Source organism: Reyranella sp. (genome assembly GCF_965279465.1).
In the GTDB taxonomy this organism is placed as follows: domain Bacteria; phylum Pseudomonadota; class Alphaproteobacteria; order Reyranellales; family Reyranellaceae; genus Reyranella.
Window position 1 is genome coordinate 4,348,960 of the sequence record NZ_OZ257242.1, and the last position, 16,785, is coordinate 4,365,744.

Sequence of the window (16,785 nt, forward strand, 5' to 3'; positions counted from 1 at the left end):
TCACGCCTCGATGAAAAGCGTCGCCGGCGCCTCGAGCAGGCTCTTGAGGCGCTGCACGAAGCTCGCCGCCACATAGCCGTCGATGACGCGGTGATCGAACGAAGAGGAGAGGTTCATCATGGTGCGCGGCACGAACTGGCCGCCCTGCCAGACCGGCCGCACGACCTGGCGGTTGACGCCGACGATCGCCACCTCCGGCCGGTTGATCACCGGCGTGCTTACGATGCCGCCCAGCGCGCCCAGGCTGGTGATGGTGATGGTCGAGCCGCTGAGCTCGGTCCTCGTCGCCGTGCCCTGGCGCGCCGCCTCGGCCAGACGCCGCACCTCGGCCGCGAAGTCCCACAGGCCGCGCGCCTCGCAATGGCGAACGACGGGAACCATCAGCCCGGCCGGGGTCTGTGTCGCGATGCCGATATGGACGCCGCCGTGCCGCTCGATCGTCTCGGCCTCGTCGTCGTAAAGGGCATTCACCTCGGGGAAGTCGGCGATCGCCCTGACCAGCGCCTGCATCAGGAACGGCATCAAGGTGAGGCGTGGACGGTCGTCGGCCTTGTGCTGCGCATTGAGCGTCGCGCGCAGCTCCTCGACGGCGGTGACATCGACTTCCTCGACGTAGGAGAAGTGCGCGATGCGGCGCTTGGACTCCGCCATCTTCTGCGCGATGCGCCGGCGCAGCCCGACGATCTTGATTGTCTCGACCGCGGGATTGGCGACCTTGCCGCCGCCGGTCGCCGCAGCGGCGCTGCCGCGCAGGAACGCATCGAGGTCCTCGTGGCCGATGCGGCCCGCCGGTCCGCTGCCGCGCACCTGGCGCAGGTCGACACCGGCGTCGCGCGCGCGTTTGCGCACGGCGGGCGACGCGATGGGCTTGGCGATGGCGGGACGGGGCGACAGCGGGATGGGCGCGGGCCCCGGCCCCGGCGGCGCGGAGAGCTGCGCCCGCGGTTCATGCGCGCTGGGAGCGCGGCTCTCCAGAGCCGCTCTTTCTTCGCGTTCCGACACCCCCTGAGCGGCTCTGGAGAGCCGCGCTCCCGGCGGCGCTCCCGGCGGCGCTGCGGCGACTTCCTCGGTCCCGCCGCCGGCGACCTCCAGCCGGACCAGCTCGGAGCCGACCGCCAGCACGCTGCCGACCTCACCGCCCAGCGCGACGACGGTGCCGGCGACGGGCGAGGGGATCTCCACCGTCGCCTTGTCGGTCATCACGGCGGCGAGGACCTGGTCCTCCAGCACCGACTGGCCGACTGTGACGTGCCATTCGACGATTTCGGCCTCGGCCACGCCTTCGCCGACGTCGGGCATCTTGATGATCCGCGTGCCCATCTCAGGCCTCCATCACGGCCTTGAGGGCGCGCCCGATCCTCGCCGGCCCCGGGAAGTAGTCCCACTCCTGCGCGTGCGGATAGGGCGTGTCCCAGCCGGTGACCCGCGCGACCGGCGCCTCGAGGCAGTAGAAGCAATGCTCCTGCACCAGCGCGACAAGCTCGGCGCCGTAGCCTCCCGTAAGCGTCGCCTCGTGCACGACTACGCAGCGCCCGGTCTTCTCGACCGAGGCCGCGATGGTCTCGAGGTCGTAGGGCAGCAGGGTGCGGAGGTCGATCACCTCGGCATCGATGCCCGTCTCGGCGGCGGCCGCTTCGGCCACGAACACCATCGTGCCGTAGGCCAGCACCGTCACCGCCGCGCCGGCGCGCCGGATCGCGGCCTTGCCCAGCGGCACCGTGTAGTGCCCGTCCGGCACTTCGCCTTGCGGGTGCCTGGCCCACGGCGTCACCGGCTTGTCGTGATGGCCGTCGAACGGACCATTGTAGAGCCGCTTGGGCTCGAGGAAGATCACGGGGTCGTTGTCCTCGATCGCGGCGATCAGCAGCCCCTTGGCGTCGTACGGGTTCGACGGCACGACCGTCTTGAGGCCCGCGACATGGACGAACAGCGCCTCCGGGCTCTGGCTGTGAGTCTGGCCGCCGAAGATGCCGCCGCCGGTCGGCATGCGCACCACGAGCGGCGCGGTGAAGTTGCCGTTCGAGCGGTAGCGCAGGCGCGCCGCCTCCGACACGATCTGGTCGTAGGCGGGATACATGTAGTCGGCGAACTGGATCTCGACGCACGGCCGCAAGCCGTAGGCCGCCATGCCGACCGCGACGCCGACGATGCCGAGCTCGCTGATCGGCGTGTCGAAGCAGCGGCTGGTGCCGTATTTCTGCTGCAGGCCCTGGGTGCAACGGAACACGCCGCCGAAATAGCCGACGTCCTCGCCGAACACGACGACGTTGTCGTCGCGCGCCATAGACACGTCCATCGCGTCGCGGATCGCCTCGACCATGGTCTTGCGCGGCATCGGCTAGGCTCCCGCCTTCTGCTTCGGATCAGACATGGGAACTCCCGGTTCGACGATCGGCGCGACACTATCCACGTATTCGTCGCCTCGACCAAGACGCCGTCTCGGATGCGGTGTCGATGAAACGAAAGATCCCTCGCTACGCTCGGGATGACACCATCGTTGTCATCCCGAGCGTAGCGAGGGATCTTTTGTTTCTTCAATCAGATGCAGAGCACAAGATCGCTGAAGAATCACAAGCTCCGAGCGAAGTCGAAAGGTCTCGCTCAGCGCTGCCGGGCCATTGCGCGGAACAGGCGCTCCGGGGTCGCGGGCATGTCGAGGTCGGTGATGCCGAGCGGGGTCAGCGCGTCCAGGAGCGCGTTCATGATCGCCGGGGGCGATCCGATCGTGCCCGCCTCGCCGCAGCCCTTGGCGCCCAGCGGGTTGTGGGCGCACAGCGTGACGTTGGTCTCGAGCGCGAAGGGCACGAAGTTGTCGGCGCGCGGCATGCAGTAGTCCATGAACGAGCCGGTCTGCAGCTGCCCGGTCTCGGTGTCGTAGACCGCGTTCTCGTAGAGCGCCTGGCCGATGCCCTGGACCAGCGCGCCGTGCACCTGCCCCTCGACGATCATCGGGTTGATGATGCGCCCGAAATCGTCGGCGCCGGTGAACCGCACGAGCGCGGTATCGCCGGTCTCGGGATCGACCTCGACCTCGGCGACATAGCAGCCGGCGGGGTAGGTGAAGTTCGCCGGATCGTAGAAAGCGGTCTCGTCGAGGCCCGGCTCCAGCGTCTCGATCGGGTAGTTGTGCGGCACGTAGGCCGAGAAGGCCACCTCGGAGAAGGTCTTCGAGCGATCGGTTCCGGCCACCGTGAACTTGCCGTCGGCGAACTCGATGTCGGCCTCGGCCGCTTCGAGCATGTGGGCGGCGATCTTGCGGCCCTTGTTGACGATCTTGTCCATCGCCTTGACCAGCGCGGTGCCGCCGACGGCCAGCGAGCGCGAGGCATAGGTCCCCATGCCGTACGGGATCTTGGCTGTGTCGCCGTGGACGATGTCGATCTGGTTGAGCGCGAGGCCGAGGCGGTCCGACACGAGCTGCGCGAAGGTCGTCTCATGGCCCTGTCCGTGGCTGTGCGAGCCGGTGAAGACGGTGATGCCGCCGGTCGGATGGACGCGCACCTGGGCGCTCTCGTAGAAGCCGGCGCGCGCGCCGAGCTGTCCCGCCATGACCGAGGGCGCCATGGCGCAGGCCTCGATGTAGGCGGCGATGCCGATGCCGCGCAGCTTGCCGCGGCTCGCCGCTTCCTGCCGGCGCGCCTCGAAGCCCGCGTGGTCGGCGGCGGCGATCGCCATGTCGAGCGTCTTGAAATAGTCGCCGCTGTCGTAGGTCAGCCCGACCGGCGTGGCGTAGGGATAGGCGTCGGTGGCGATGAAGTTGCGCCGGCGCAGCTCGATCGGGTCGATCTTCGTCTCGCGCGCCGCGCGGTCGACCAGCCGCTCCACGACGTAGCAGGCCTCGGGGCGTCCGGCGCCGCGGTAGGCATCGACCGGGGCGGTGTTGGTGAACACGCCCTTGACCTCGACATAGATCGCCGGTGTGGCGTAGCAGCCGGCCAGCAGCGTGCCGTAGCACCAGGTCGGGATCGCCGGCGCGAAGGCGCCGAGATAGCCGCCGAGATTGGCCAGGGTCGCCACCCGCATGGCGAGGAACTTGCCGTCCTTGTCGAGCGCCAGCTCCGCCGTGGTGAGATGGTCGCGCGCCTGGTTGTCGGTGAGGAAGATCTCGCTGCGATTGGCCGTCCACTTGACCGGCCGTCCGAGCCGCGCGGCGAGCCACAGCACCAGCGCCTGCTCGTTGTAGATCGAGCCCTTGGTGCCGAAGCCGCCGCCGACATCGGGCGCCACCACGCGCAGCTTGTGCTCGGGCAGCTGCAGGATCATGGCGCCGATCAGCAGCCGGTGCACGTGCGGCGCCTGGCTGGTGGTGTAGAGCGTGTAGTCTTCCGTCGCCGCGTCATACTCGCCGATGGCGGCGCGCGGCTCCATCGGATTGGAGACCAGCCGGTTGTTCACGAGATCCATGCGCGTGACGTGATGGGCACGCGCGAAGGCTGCCTCGACCGCCGCCTTGTCGCCGAGGTGCCAGTCGAAGCAGAGGTTGTTGGGCGCGCTGTCGAACAGCAGCGGCTCGCCCGGCTTGATCGCCTTGTCCATGGCGACCACGGCCGGCAATTCCGCGTAGTCGACCCCGATCAGCTCGGCCGCGGCCTCCGCTTCGGCGTATGTCTCGGCGACGACCACCGCGACCGGCTCGCCGACATGACGCACCTTTCCCTGGGCGAGCAGGGGGCGCAGCGGCTCGACCATCGGCGAGCCATCCTTGGAGGTGATGAGCCAGCCGCACGGCATGCCGCCCACCTTCAGCTCGGGGTCCGCCAGCTCGGCGCCCGTGAAGACGGCCACGACGCCCGGCGCCGCCTTGGCCTCGGCCGTATCGATCGCGCCGATCGTCGCGTGGGCATGCGGGCTGCGCAGCAGGAAGGCCATCAGTTGGCCCGGCCGGTTGATGTCGTCGGTGTAGGTGCCCTTGCCCGTGAGGAAGCGCTTGTCTTCCTTGCGCCGGACTGACGCTCCGATTCCAAAGCCGTCCATGGTGCTTCCCTCCCGTCAAGATACCGAGGCCATGCGATTTGTGTGCCAAACGCTCGCCGCCCATGAGGCTGCGCGCATCGTCATCCGCCTTTGGGAAATGGTCGATATTGCTGCTGCGTTGACGTGGGTGAGAGTACGCGTGAGAAGCGCGGCTGCCGCAAACCCCGAACTCTCGCACAGCCTCTAGAAAGCCTTCGGCAGCCCAGCTTGCTTCATGACCCCGTTGGCTGTGTGCCGCGATAGAATCTTGTGGTCGACTGGAAAATTACGCTTGGTGAGCGGCTGTACCACACCTCGTGGTCGCTCTTACCGGTGCGCACGGGCTTGCAGTTGTTCGCTCTCAGCATCTTCTTTACGGCGGGGCTGTAATCAGACAAGCAGATTACGCGTACGTGACGCGCTGCTCCTCGGTCCAATGGATATTGAATTCGTGAGATGCGTCCGCTTCCGCCACGAGGTGAGCGTTCAGCTCCAGCAACTCGGGAACCAGGACGCGAAGTCGCGCAACAAGCTGCTCTTTCGACTCCGCTTCAGTTACCAGACCCGGAATATCGTCGCTTGTCGCAACCCAAACACGGGCTTCATTGTCCCATTCAGCGAGGACATCAAAGATGCGAATGGTCGTCCTCCTCTCCTGTATGGCGGTGCCAAAAAGCAAGCTAGCAGGCCATCCGGAATAAATCACGGCCAAACCTTGATTCCTTTCAAATCGCGACAGTGCCGCTCCTCCGGTCGAGGCCAGAGTGCCCCGCCTGGCCAAAGAGGAGCGGGTAAGCGTCACACTCCCGCCTGCTGCCGTTGGCGGCGCAGGTGCGGCGGCATCTCCTCGTAGACGCCCTCGAACATGTCGCGGGCGGAGGGATGCGGGCCGGTGTGCAGCGTGCCGTGCGTCTCGGCTTCCTTCTGGACGGCGATCACCGACGAGAGGATCTCGGCCTCGGCCTGCATGTGGCGCTCCTCGGACCAGGCGCCGAGGCGGATCAGGTGCTGCTTCAGGCGCAGCACGGGATCGCCCAGCGGCCAGGCGTCGGACTCCGTCTTGGGCCGGTAGGCGCTCGGATCGTCGGAGGTCGAATGGGCGCCGACGCGATAAGTGACGTACTCGACCAGCGTGGGGCCGAGATTGCGCCGCGCGCGCTCGACCGCCCAGCGCGCGACGGCATGGACGGCGAGATAGTCGTTGCCGTCGACCCGCAGCGCCGGGATGCCGAAGCCCAGGCCGCGCGCGGCGAAGGTGCCCGAGCCGCCGCGGGCGATGCCTTGGAAGGTCGAGATCGCCCACTGGTTGTTGACGATGTTGAGCACGACCGGCGCCTTGTAGGTCGAGGCGAAGACCAGGGCGGCGTGGAAGTCGGACTCCGCGGTCGAGCCGTCGCCGATCCAGCCGGCGGCGATCTTCGTGTCGCGCTTCATCGCCGAGGCCATCGCCCAGCCGACCGCCTGGACGAACTGGGTCGCGAGGTTGCCCGAGATCGAGAAGAAGCCGTGCTCGCGCGAGGAGTACATCACCGGGAGCTGCCGGCCCTTCAGCGGATCGAGCTCGTTGGAATAGATCTGGGACATCATGTCGAGCATGGGGTAGCCGCCGGCGATCAGCAGCCCGGCCTGGCGGTAGGTCGGGAAGTTCATGTCGCCCGGCGCGAGCGCCTTGCGGAAGGCGCAGCTGACGGCCTCCTCGCCCATGTGCTGCATGTAAAACGAGGTCTTGCCCTGGCGCTGCGCCATCTGCATGCGGGCGTCGAAGGCGCGGAGCGTCATCATGTGGCGCAGGCCCTCGAGCAGCTCCTCGTCGGTCAGGAGGCCCGCCCACGGCCCGACGGCTTCACCGTCGCGGTTGAGCACGCGGATGATGGAGTAGGCGAGATCGCGGATCTCCTCGGGCGCGACATCGACCTCCGGCCGCCGCACCTCGCCCGCCGCGGAGATCTTCACGTCGCTGAAGTCGGGCGTGCCGCCGGGCCGCACGGCGGGAGCGGGCACGTGGAACGAGAGGCGGGCTGGGTCGGACATGGGTGCTCCGGGGCGACGGTCTACGGGAGACTATCGGCCTGTTTGCGGTCTCAACCAAGACGCCAATCGGACGTGTTCCCGAGGCTCCTTAGGGAAATGACGCACGACCGGCAAGAGCGCGGAACGAGTCCGACTTCCGAGCATTGAGCCCCCGTTCGTGAGGGGTCACGCATGGACCTGCGCGACAATCCATTTGCTTCCTCTTCGCCCCTCGGTGGTAGGATCATGGCTGGGCACGACCGCGCGGGGACTATATGGATTCTGTGCCTCGACGCGAACCAAGTTCCGAGAGGGGACGCTTCCATGCTCACGATGACCATTCCGCGGCGGTTTTGTGGGCCGCCAAACTCAGGTAATGGCGGCTATGTCTGCGGAATGCTCGGAAAGCACATCCCAGGAGCTGCAGAAGTCACATTGCGGGCCCCACCGCCGCTGGAGAAAACGCTGGCGGTGATTGACAAGGATGATGGCTCGCGAGAGCTACGCGACGATGACCTGGCGATCGCTGTTGGCCGGCCGGCAAGTCTCGACTTGAGGCACGTGGAAAGGGCGTCGTTGGCAGAAGCGGCCAAGGCGGAGCAGACCCCCGTCGTTAAGCCGCACGAACATTTGTTGCCCATGTGCTTCGTCTGCGGCCCGCATCGCGCTCCCGGCGATGGCTTGCGCATCGGCGCTGGGATGCTGGCACGGCCCGTTGCTGGCGGCTCTGCCGCAGTGGCAGCGACGTGGACGCCGTCGGCCGATCTTGGCGGGAGCGACGGTCTTGTGTCGCCCGAATTCCTATGGGCGGCACTCGACTGCCCGACGGGTTACGCTTGCTCCTGCGACAGGAATTCGGGCACCTTCGACCAGTCGCCGATCCTGCTGGGCCGGATGACGGCACGGATCGAGGCGCGTCCGCGTCCTGGAGAGCGCTGCGTCATCACCGCCTGGGAGACCGGTCGCGACGGGCGAAAGCGAGTTGCCGAAGCCGCGGCCCATGGTGAATCAGGAACCTTGTTGGCCGTGGCCCGAGCGACGTGGATCGTGGTCGACCGTCAGGTGCAGCTCGGCCGTGCCTGATGGCGGCCTGTGGCGGCCCTCAAACCCTGTAACCACCATCGACGCTGACTTCTTGTCCGGTAATGCCGCCACCTTCCTCGGACGCAAGCAGCACAGCCATGGGAGCCAACTCCTCCGGTTCGAGAATGCGCTTTTGTATGCTTGCGCTCATGGCTATCGCGCGGGCCGCCGAAGCATCGATGCCCGATTGCGCACCAATCCGGGCGAAATCGACGAGACTGGTATTGATCCAGCCCGGACTGAGCGTGTTGACGGTGATCGTCGGGGGTACCTGGTAGGCCAGCGCCCGGGTCAGCCCCACGAGCGCGTGCTTTGCGGCAGTGTAGGAGATTGGTCCACCGCCACGCTTGGCGTGGCCCGAGCCGATGAAGATGACCCGCCCGTAATCCTGCTTCACCATTTGGGGTAGTGCCGCGCGGGTCGCGTAATAAGCCGAGGTGAGGTTGAGAAACAGATTCTTCTCGAACAGCTCGTCGTCATGGGTCAGGGCGTGCAAGGCCGCGCCCCCGCCGATGATGCCGCCCCCATTGTTCACAAGAATATCGAGACGGCCGAAATGACCGATCATCGCCGAGACCATGGATTTGATCGCCGCACCGTTCATCAGATCGGCGGCGACGGCGAAGGCTTCGCCACCCGCCGCCAGGATCTCTGCCGCGACTTGGTCAAGCTGTGCGCCAGTTCGCGAGGTTAAACCGACGTGTGCACCTTCCCGTGCATACGCCAGTGCGATTGCGCGGCCGATTCCACGCCCGCTACCAGTCACAAGCGCGATACGTCCTGTCAGTCGTCCCATTCGTCCCCCCCAACTGCGACGATTCCTGCGCACGGGCCATTGGCTGACGCCCGAGACCATATCTAATGAGCCCTTATGGGCCTGGGCGCTAGCGGTTGGTCCGTCCCCCTCCTCTGTCAGCGCCTGGGCGCCGTGGAAGGCACCTCGGCCTCTGCGCCAAGCGCGCAAGGTCAGCATGTGGCGCAGGCCCTCGAGCAACTTCTCGTTGCTCAGGAGGCCGTCGGGATTGAGCACACGGATGCCATCGACGGTGTTGATTGGATAAGCGTGACGACATGCCGTGCTGCGGCCTTCGCCGGCCGACTTGAGATCGACCGCGAGGCTGTCGGTCGATCAGACCAGCGGCTCCTGGAACCGGATCGGCATGTGCGGGCGGCTGTCGCCGTCGCCGGCACGCCAGCGGCCCGGTGTGATGCCGGTGACGCGCTTGAAGGCGCGGCCGAACGCTGCGTCCGAGTCGTAGCCGGCGGCTTCGGCGATCGACGCGATGCTGTCCCGGCCATCACGCAGGCGGTCGGCCGCGAGCTGGATGCGCCAGCCGGTGACGTAGTCGATCGGCGGCCTGCCGAGCAGCGCGTTGAAGCGGTCGGCCAGCACGGTGCGCGACGTGCCGGCGGCACGCGCCAGGCTCCCGGTCGTCCAGTGCCGCCCCGGCGCGGCGTGGACGAGCTGCAGGGCGCGGCCGACGATCGGATCCTTGAGAGCGGCGAACCAGCCCGTGCTTCCAGGCGCCAGCGTCTCGGCATGCCGGCGCAGCATCTCGACGAACAGCGTCTCCATCATGCGGCCAAGCGTCATCTGCGCGCCGGGGGTGGCGGCGTCGACCAGCGCCATGGCCTCACGCACCGTCGCCGCAATCAGCCTGCTCACCGTCTGCCCCGCCGTCTGCTCGACCAGCAGCTCGGGCAGGGTACGGAAGAGCGGGGCCATCAGGAACTCCGACGACTCGATGAAGCCGCAAACGAACCGCGTTTCCGGGCCGCCGCCGCCATGATCGAGCCGCCAGATGCCGTCGGCCGGCCCACTGAAAATCAGGTCCGGCGTCAACGCCATCTCGGCGTCGCCCTTCCAGAACCTGTGGGCGTCGGCGAATGGCAGCAGCACGACGTCGCCCGCGCCGAGCACCCGCCTCTGGCCGCTCGCCGTCTCGATGGTGCAATCGCCCGCCGTGATGAAATGGAAGATGCTGACATGGCGGTACTGCGCCATCGGTGCCTGACCGTCGTAGCGCTTGGGCGAGAGCAGGGCGAAGGGCGCCGTGAGGCGGCCGCTGAAGAATACCGCGCCGGTCAGCCGCACGGCGCGCAGCATCTCCGACAAAACGTCCAGGTCCGGTGGATCGGCAGGAGAATTCGGCGTTTCGATCATAGGCCAATCTTGCATGGGCGCGGATACTTCGCGACAGGGATTCAACCTCGAGGAGGTATTCGATGTCCGCTTCAGCCGCTCTCGCCAATCCCCCCGTATCTGGCAAGAACTGGCGCGCGACCCTGGCCGAAATCGCGGCGAGGCTCGAGGCCGAGGAGACGCGCGCCGATGCCGCCAACGCGTTCGTCGAGGCCAACTTCACCCTGCTGCGGGAGCGTGGCTTCCTGGGCCTCGCCGTTCCTGTGGAGCTCGGCGGTGGCGGGCTCGATGGGCCCGAGCTCGCGGCACTGCTGCGTGAGCTCGCCCGCCACTGCAGCGCCACCGCGCTGGCCTTTGCCATGCATACTCATCTGGTCGCCGCGGCCGCCTGGCGCTGGCGCCACCAGAAAGCGCCGACCGACGGCCTGCTGAGGCGGGTGGCGGCGGAGAACCTCCAGCTATTGTCCTCGGGTGCTTCCGACTGGCTCGCCGGCTCGGGCGACGCGACGAAGGTCGAGGGCGGCTACAGGATCAACGCTCGGAAGATCTTCGCCAGCGGCGCGCCGACGGCCAACCTCTTGATAACCGGCGCGGTCGAGCAGACGGCCGAGGGGCCGGTCGTGCTGCAGTTCGGCGTTCCGATGACGGCTTCCGGCGTCAGCATCGTCGAGACCTGGGATGCAATGGGCATGCGCGGCTCGGCCTCGCACGACGTCCTGTTGAAGGATGTCTTCATCGCCGACGCCGCGATCGCCGCCCGGCGCCCCTCCGGAATGTGGCATCCGCTGATGCACACGATTTGCATGGTGGCGTTTCCGCTGGTCTATGCCGTCTATACCGGCATCGCCGAGGCCGCCTACGACATCGCCGTTGCCGCGGCCAAAGGCAATGGCTGCGCGCCGGTCGACGCCGTGGGCGCACTGCATAACGAATGGACTGCCACGCGAATCGCCTGCGACAGCATGGTGGCCTTCGCCAGCACCGCCCAGCCCGGCCCGCAGACGACCAGCACGATCTTCACCCACCGCACCCTGGTCGCCCGCAGCGCCATCAAGACGGTCGAGCTCGCCCTCGAAGCGGCGGGCGGCGCCTCCTATTTCAAGCGCCTGGGCCTGGAGCGGCGGTTCCGCGACATCCAGGGCGCCCGCTTCCACCCGATGCGGCAGGGCGATCAGCGCACGCTCGCTGGCCGCGTGGCGCTCGGCCTGCCCATCGATGACTGAGTGACCGTGCCTGTCGCTGCGTGAGACCGCCTGGATCAGACAAGGGAACACTGGCCCGACGATCTGTTCTTCATTTCGTTTCTCATCCCTTGCCGCTGGCCGGTCGCGAGATTGCCGGAGATCGGGAAGAAGCCGTGCTCGCGCGAGGAGTACATGACGGGGAGCTGCCGGCCCTTCAGCGGATCGAGCTCGTTGGAGTAGATCTGGGACATCATGTCGAGCATCGGATAGCCGCCGGCGATCAGCAGGCCGGCCTGGCGGTAGGTCGGGAAGTTCATGTCGCCCGGCGCGAGCGCCTTGCGGAAGGCGCAGCTCACGGCTTCCTCGCCCATGTGCTGCATGTAGAACGAGGTCTTGCCCTGGCGCTGCGCCATCTGCATGCGGGCGTCGAAGGCGCGGAGCGTCATCATGTGGCGCAGGCCCTCGAGCAGCTCCTCGTCGGTCAGGAGGCCCGCCCACGGCCCGACGGCTTCACCGTCGCGGTTGAGCACGCGGATGATGGAGTAGGCGAGATCGCGGATCTCCTCGGGCGCGACATCGACCTCCGGCCGCCGCACCTCGCCCGCCGCGGAGATCTTCACGTCGCTGAAGTCGGGCGTCCCACCGGGCCGCACCGCCGGCGCGGGCACGTGGAACGAGAGGCGGGCTGGGTCGGACATGGGTGCTCCGGGGCGACGGTCGACAGAGACTAGCCGCCATACCCCACGCGACCAAGACGTCGGGGCGAGCATGAAAGCAACTCACGAATGGCCTCCGTCCACCGGCATGGCCTCGTCCCGGGGTGAAGTCGACGCACCGATGGCCTGAAACGCGAGGCTGGCCGCTGGCCGGGAGTGCCGAAGCGAGCCGCCCGAAATCCGCATGGCTCTCTTGCATTAATCGGCGGGCTCCCTATCTCGGCGTCACGAGCGTTCCGGGCCCCTCTGGCGAGAGCTGCCTTCTCGCGATGTCGGAACGAGCATCGGCTGGTCGATGACTTTGCGGAGGGGTTCTTGCCGAAGATTTCGCCGAAGCCTGTGGCCTGGATGATGGGCCTTGCCGTCGCTCTCTCACTTCCGGAGGGGGCCGCTCGAGCGCAACAGGCTTCCGTGCAGCCTGCATCGTCGGTCCGCGCGATGGCAGCCCGTGAGCTGGCCCTCGACGGGCAAGCGCTGCGTTCCGCCGGCATCGGCTTCGCGCCGGTCCAACGCGAGCGCAAGGCCAGCGACCTTTCCTTTCCCGGCACGGTTGCCATCCCGCCGGCTCAACTGCGCGTCGTAGCGGCCCCCGTCGAGGGCTTGATCGAGGCGGTCGAGGTCGCGCCGGATGAGCTGGTGACAGCCGGCCAGACCATTATCCGCATGCGCTCGCCGGCGCTTGTCGAGGCGCAGCGCGCCTATCTTGCCGCCGAGGCCGATGCCGCTCTCGCGCGCGATCGCCTTCGCCGCTCCGAGCAGCTCTTCGCGGCGCGCGCCCTTCCGGAGCGCGATCTGCGCGTGGCCGAGAACGATGCCAGGACCGCGACCTATCACGTGAACGAACGCCGCCATGTGCTGACGCTCATGGGCATGACCGAGCAGGAAGTGGAGACGCTGCAGCGGACGCGCGCTTTCCGGCCCACCATCGACATCCCGGCTCCCAAGGCGGGCATCGTGCTGAGCCGCCATACCAGCCCGGGCGCACGCGTGGCGCCCGCCGAGCCCCTGTTCACCATCGCCCAGCTCGATCCTCTGTGGGTCAACCTCCAGGTTCCGTCCTCGCGGCTTGCATCGATCGAGCTCGGCTCGCCGGTGTCTCTGCCGGGACAGGGGGCGACCGGCCATATCCTGCGCATCGGCCGCAGCGTCGATCCGGCGACCCAGTCGGTGACCGCCGTTGCCCAGATCGACACGCGCAACGGGAGCGTACGGCCCGGTCTCGCGGTGATCGTGCGCGTGCGCGTCGAACAGACAGGTGGGGCGCAGTGGGTCGTCCCGGCAGGGTCCGTCGTCCGTCATCGCGACCAGTCGTGGGTTTTCGTGCGCAAGCCGGACGGCGTGCGTGCCGTGCCGGTCGAGGTGCTGTCGGAGAATTCCCGTGACGCCTCGATCAAGGCCGACCTCGAGGCCGACGATCTGGTCGCCAATCGCGGCCTCATCCCGCTGCTCGCGGAACTCGCCAAGACCGATTCGGATTGATCCCATGCTCGATACGCTGATCGGCGTCGCTCTTCGCCAGCGGCTGCTCGTGTTCATCGCTGCCCTGGGTCTCGCCGCCTGGGGCGCAACAGCCTACCAGAAGCTGTCGATCGATGCTTTCCCCGACGTGGCGCCGGTTCAGGTCCTGGTGTCGATGCGCGCGCCCGGGCTGCCGCCCGAGGAGCTCGAGCAACGCGTGACCTGGCCGGTCGAGATCGCCATGCGCGGCATTCCCAACCTCGTGAAGATGCGGTCGACCACGCGCTTCTCGTCCGCGCTGATGACCTTCGAGTTCGCCGCCGGGACGGATATTTTCCGGGCGCGGACCCAGGTCAACGAGCGTCTCCAGGAAGTGCGAGACCAGCTTCCTGCCGGCGCCACCGGCGGGCTTGCCCCCATCGTGACGCCGCTGGCCGAGATGCTGATGTTCACCGTCGAGTCCGAACGGCTGAGCGAGCAGGAGAAGCGCACCCTCGTCGATTGGACCCTGCGGCCCGCGCTGCGCGGCGTGCCCGGTGTCGCCGACGTGAACGTGCTGGGCGGCCTGGTGCGCACCTTCGAGGTGGTTCCTTCGCCTCCGGCGATGGCCGCGCGCGGGATCACGACGGAGATGCTGGAGAAGGTCTTGATCGCCAACAACCGCAACGACGGGGCAGGCCGTGTTCGCGCGGGCGAGGAAGCGGTCCTGGTCCGGGCGGAGGGGCGCATCCAGACGCTCGACGACGTGCGCGAGACGATCGTCGCGTCGGGCCAGTCGGGAATCGTGCGGGTGGGCGACATCGCCGACGTGCGCTACGGCGCACTGCCGCGCAATGGCGTGGTCACGGTCGACGGCGACACCGAAACGGTCTGGGCACTGGTGCTCGGGTTGCGCGGCGCCAACGCCCGCGCCGTCGTCGACGGCGTCAAGGCCCGCCTGGCCCAGCTCGCGCCCCAGCTTCCGGAGGGTGTCCGGATCGAGATCTTCTACGATCGTTCCGAGCTGATCGGGAAGGCGGTGTGGACGGTGCAGAAGGTCCTGCTCGAAGCGATCGTGCTGGTCGTCATCCTTCTGCTGCTGTTCCTCGGCAACCTGCGCGCGGCCGTGGTGGTCTCGCTGATCCTGCCGCTATCGGTGCTGGCGACCTTCGGCATCATGCGCTTCGCCGGAATGTCGGCGAACATCATGTCGCTCGGTGGTCTGGCGATCGCCATCGGCCTGCTGGTCGACTGTGCGGTGGTGGTCGTGGAGAACGTCGAGCACCGGCTTGCGCACGTCACCAGGCCGACCATGGACCAGCGGCTTGCAGCGACCCTGGAAGCGACCCGCGAGGTTGCCGGTCCGCTTCTGTCCGGCGTCGCCATCATCGCCACCGTGTTCACGCCGCTGCTGTCGCTCGAAGGGCTGGAGGGCAGGCTGTTCGCCCCTGTGGCGTTGACCATCGGCTTCGCGCTGGGAGCGGCCCTGCTCCTCTCGCTCACAGTCGTGCCGGTGCTGTCGGCCTATCTGCTTCGCGCCGGCGTGGAACAGGAACCCTGGCTCGTCCGCAAGCTGCATCGCTTCTACGATCCGTTGCTCGCCGCGGTCGTGCGCCGGCCCGGGGTCCTGGTCCTGGTGGCATTGGCCGGCATCGCGGCCGCGGCCGCGGTCTACCCGCGCATCGGCTCGACCTTCATGCCGGCGATGGACGAGGGGACACCCATCGTCACCATCCGCAAGCACCCGACGGTGTCGCTCGAGGAGACCGCGCAGATCGATCTCAGGATCGAGCGCGAGCTGCGGAAGGCCGTTCCGGAGATCCGCCGCATCATGGCGCGCGCCGGCGCCGACGAGCTGGGCATCGACCCGGTCGGGCTCAACGAGACCGACATGCTGCTGGTCCTGGCATCCAAGGACACCTGGCGCGGCCCCGATACGGCTTGGCTGCTCGGCGAGGTCCGCAAGGTGCTCGACAGGATCCCGGGCATTTCCTTCGCGTTCTCCCAGCCGATCGACATGCGCGTGCAGGAGATGATCATTGGCGCGCGCGGCGATGTGGTGATCAAGGTGTTCGGCGACGACATACCCGAGCTCAATCGCATTGCGCGCGACGTCGCGGCGGCCCTGCGCGAGGTTCCCGGCGCTGCCGACGTGTTCGCGTTGCGCAACTCGGGCATGAAGTATCTTACCGTGAAGGTCGATCGCCTGCGTGCCGGTCGCTTCGGCCTGAACGCGACCGAGATCCAGGACGTGCTGCGCGTCTGGGTCGATGGCCGCCAGATCGGCCTGGTGATCGAGGGCACCGCGCGCGTCCCGCTGATGGTGCGCGGCGAGGAGAGGTTGCGCGCCTCGATCCACGACCTCGAGCGCATCCCGATCGTCCTGCCCAACGGCGGCGTGATCGAGCTTGGCCAGATCGCCGATGTGCGTCTCGAAGACGGGCCGATCCAGGTGATCCGCGAGGACGGCCAGCGCTTTGCCAACGTCCTGTCCAACGTGCGCGGCCGCGATCTGGTGGGCTTCGTCGCCGAGGCGAAGGCGGCGGTGACCTCGAAGGTTTCGCTGCCGAAGGGCTACGAGCTCGTGTGGGGCGGCCAGTTCGAGAACCAGCAGCGTGCGTCGGCGCGCCTTGGGCTGGTCGTGCCGATCGCGCTCGCCGTCATCTTCCTTTTGCTGTTCCTGACCTTCGGCTCGCTGCGGCAGGCCGTCCTGGTGTTCTGCATCGTGCCCTTCGCCACCGTGGGCGGCGTGATCGCCCTGTGGGCTTCCGGCGAGTTCCTGTCGGTGCCGGCCTCGGTCGGCTTCATCGCCCTGATCGGCATCGCCGTGCTGAACGGCGTCGTGATGATCACTTACATCAATCAGGTCGTCGCCACCGGAAAGCATTCCCTCCGCGACGCCGTCCTGGAAGGAGCGCGCCGCCGTCTCCGGCCGGTCGTCCTGACCGCCACGATCGCCGCACTCGGCCTCGTACCGTTTCTGCTGGCGAGTGGCCCGGGCTCGGAGATCCAGAGGCCCCTCGCCATCGTCGTCATCGGCGGGCTGTTCAGCGCGACCGCACTCACCCTGTTGCTCCTGCCGGTGCTCTACGATCGCTTCGGCGTGGCGCAGCGCGGCCGAAGCGCTGCTCCAGGCAGCCGGCAAGAGCGCGAAGAGGTGACAGGGGACCGGCCGCCACCCTTCTCATGATAGCGTGCCGGGAACGGCAGCTCTGGCCGGCGGTACATGCCCGGAGTTCTGAAGCTGCCGCCCGTGGGC

The 16,785-nt window shown here is 67.8% G+C and carries 11 protein-coding genes and 1 pseudogene; 4 read left to right on the forward strand and 8 right to left on the reverse strand.

Annotated features, from left to right (window positions below; all coding sequences use genetic code 11):
- The 5 genes from ACQY8M_RS21095 to ACQY8M_RS21115 form a co-directional block, all read right to left on the reverse strand.
- Entirely contained in the window at positions 1-1,320 is a 1,320-nt protein-coding gene (locus tag ACQY8M_RS21095) for a dihydrolipoamide acetyltransferase family protein (RefSeq protein WP_428659207.1), read from the reverse strand.
- 1 nt (position 1,321) lies between these two features.
- On the reverse strand, positions 1,322-2,335 hold the full coding sequence (locus ACQY8M_RS21100) for an alpha-ketoacid dehydrogenase subunit beta (RefSeq protein ID WP_428659210.1): 1,014 nt from the start codon (positions 2,333-2,335) through the stop codon (positions 1,322-1,324).
- Positions 2,336-2,601: 266 nt separating this feature from the next.
- On the reverse strand, positions 2,602-4,974 hold the full coding sequence (locus ACQY8M_RS21105; RefSeq protein ID WP_428659213.1) for a xanthine dehydrogenase family protein molybdopterin-binding subunit: 2,373 nt from the start codon (positions 4,972-4,974) through the stop codon (positions 2,602-2,604).
- Positions 4,975-5,356: 382 nt separating this feature from the next.
- The gene (locus tag ACQY8M_RS21110) at positions 5,357-5,659 is read right to left on the reverse strand and encodes a DUF1902 domain-containing protein (protein ID WP_428675426.1); all 303 of its coding nucleotides are present in this window, start codon (positions 5,657-5,659) and stop codon (positions 5,357-5,359) included.
- 92 nt (positions 5,660-5,751) lie between these two features.
- The gene (locus ACQY8M_RS21115) at positions 5,752-6,984 is read right to left on the reverse strand and encodes a 3-methyl-2-oxobutanoate dehydrogenase (2-methylpropanoyl-transferring) subunit alpha (protein ID WP_428659216.1); all 1,233 of its coding nucleotides are present in this window, start codon (positions 6,982-6,984) and stop codon (positions 5,752-5,754) included.
- A 303-nt stretch (positions 6,985-7,287) separates the two neighbouring features.
- On the opposite strand from ACQY8M_RS21115, the gene ACQY8M_RS21120 reads away from it, so the two are divergent.
- Positions 7,288-8,046, forward strand: a complete 759-nt coding sequence (locus ACQY8M_RS21120) for a PaaI family thioesterase (RefSeq protein ID WP_428659218.1) — start codon at positions 7,288-7,290, stop codon at positions 8,044-8,046.
- Positions 8,047-8,065: 19 nt separating this feature from the next.
- Here ACQY8M_RS21120 and ACQY8M_RS21125 read toward each other — a convergent pair whose 3' ends face one another.
- A complete protein-coding gene (locus ACQY8M_RS21125; RefSeq protein WP_428659229.1) occupies positions 8,066-8,842 on the reverse strand; it encodes an SDR family NAD(P)-dependent oxidoreductase in 777 nt (258 codons plus the stop codon).
- Positions 8,843-9,175: 333 nt separating this feature from the next.
- The gene (locus ACQY8M_RS21130; protein WP_428659232.1) at positions 9,176-10,210 is read right to left on the reverse strand and encodes an AraC family transcriptional regulator; all 1,035 of its coding nucleotides are present in this window, start codon (positions 10,208-10,210) and stop codon (positions 9,176-9,178) included.
- 62 nt (positions 10,211-10,272) lie between these two features.
- Between ACQY8M_RS21130 and ACQY8M_RS21135 the strand changes: the two genes are divergently transcribed.
- Positions 10,273-11,412: an acyl-CoA dehydrogenase family protein gene (locus ACQY8M_RS21135; protein ID WP_428659235.1), complete on the forward strand. Its 1,140-nt coding sequence runs from the start codon at positions 10,273-10,275 to the stop codon at positions 11,410-11,412.
- Between the two features lie 101 nt (positions 11,413-11,513).
- Here the strand turns inward: ACQY8M_RS21135 and ACQY8M_RS21140 are convergent.
- Positions 11,514-12,071: pseudogene (locus ACQY8M_RS21140) on the reverse strand (thiamine pyrophosphate-dependent enzyme); the annotation flags it as partial.
- A 456-nt stretch (positions 12,072-12,527) separates the two neighbouring features.
- On the opposite strand from ACQY8M_RS21140, the gene ACQY8M_RS21145 reads away from it, so the two are divergent.
- On the forward strand, positions 12,528-13,568 hold the full coding sequence (locus tag ACQY8M_RS21145; RefSeq protein ID WP_428659238.1) for an efflux RND transporter periplasmic adaptor subunit: 1,041 nt from the start codon (positions 12,528-12,530) through the stop codon (positions 13,566-13,568).
- Positions 13,569-13,572: 4 nt separating this feature from the next.
- Positions 13,573-16,716 carry an efflux RND transporter permease subunit gene (locus tag ACQY8M_RS21150; RefSeq protein WP_428659241.1) on the forward strand — a complete coding sequence of 1,048 codons (3,144 nt, stop codon included), beginning with the start codon at positions 13,573-13,575 and terminating at the stop codon, positions 16,714-16,716.
- The last annotated feature ends 69 nt before the right edge of the window (positions 16,717-16,785 follow it).

Excerpts from the sequence above, each read along its gene's own strand:
- ACQY8M_RS21115 (WP_428659216.1), bottom strand. The coding sequence starts at position 6,984 with ATGTCCGACCCAGCCCGCCTCTCGTTCCACGTGCCCGCTCCCGCCGTG.
- ACQY8M_RS21100 (WP_428659210.1), bottom strand. The coding sequence starts at position 2,335 with ATGCCGCGCAAGACCATGGTCGAGGCGATCCGCGACGCGATGGACGTG.
- ACQY8M_RS21150 (WP_428659241.1), top strand. The coding sequence starts at position 13,573 with ATGCTCGATACGCTGATCGGCGTCGCTCTTCGCCAGCGGCTGCTCGTG.
- ACQY8M_RS21135 (WP_428659235.1), top strand. The coding sequence starts at position 10,273 with ATGTCCGCTTCAGCCGCTCTCGCCAATCCCCCCGTATCTGGCAAGAAC.
- ACQY8M_RS21120 (WP_428659218.1), top strand. The coding sequence starts at position 7,288 with ATGCTCACGATGACCATTCCGCGGCGGTTTTGTGGGCCGCCAAACTCA.
- ACQY8M_RS21095 (WP_428659207.1), bottom strand. The coding sequence starts at position 1,320 with ATGGGCACGCGGATCATCAAGATGCCCGACGTCGGCGAAGGCGTGGCC.
- ACQY8M_RS21105 (WP_428659213.1), bottom strand. The coding sequence starts at position 4,974 with ATGGACGGCTTTGGAATCGGAGCGTCAGTCCGGCGCAAGGAAGACAAG.
- ACQY8M_RS21125 (WP_428659229.1), bottom strand. The coding sequence starts at position 8,842 with ATGGGACGACTGACAGGACGTATCGCGCTTGTGACTGGTAGCGGGCGT.
- ACQY8M_RS21145 (WP_428659238.1), top strand. The coding sequence starts at position 12,528 with ATGGCAGCCCGTGAGCTGGCCCTCGACGGGCAAGCGCTGCGTTCCGCC.
- ACQY8M_RS21130 (WP_428659232.1), bottom strand. The coding sequence starts at position 10,210 with ATGATCGAAACGCCGAATTCTCCTGCCGATCCACCGGACCTGGACGTT.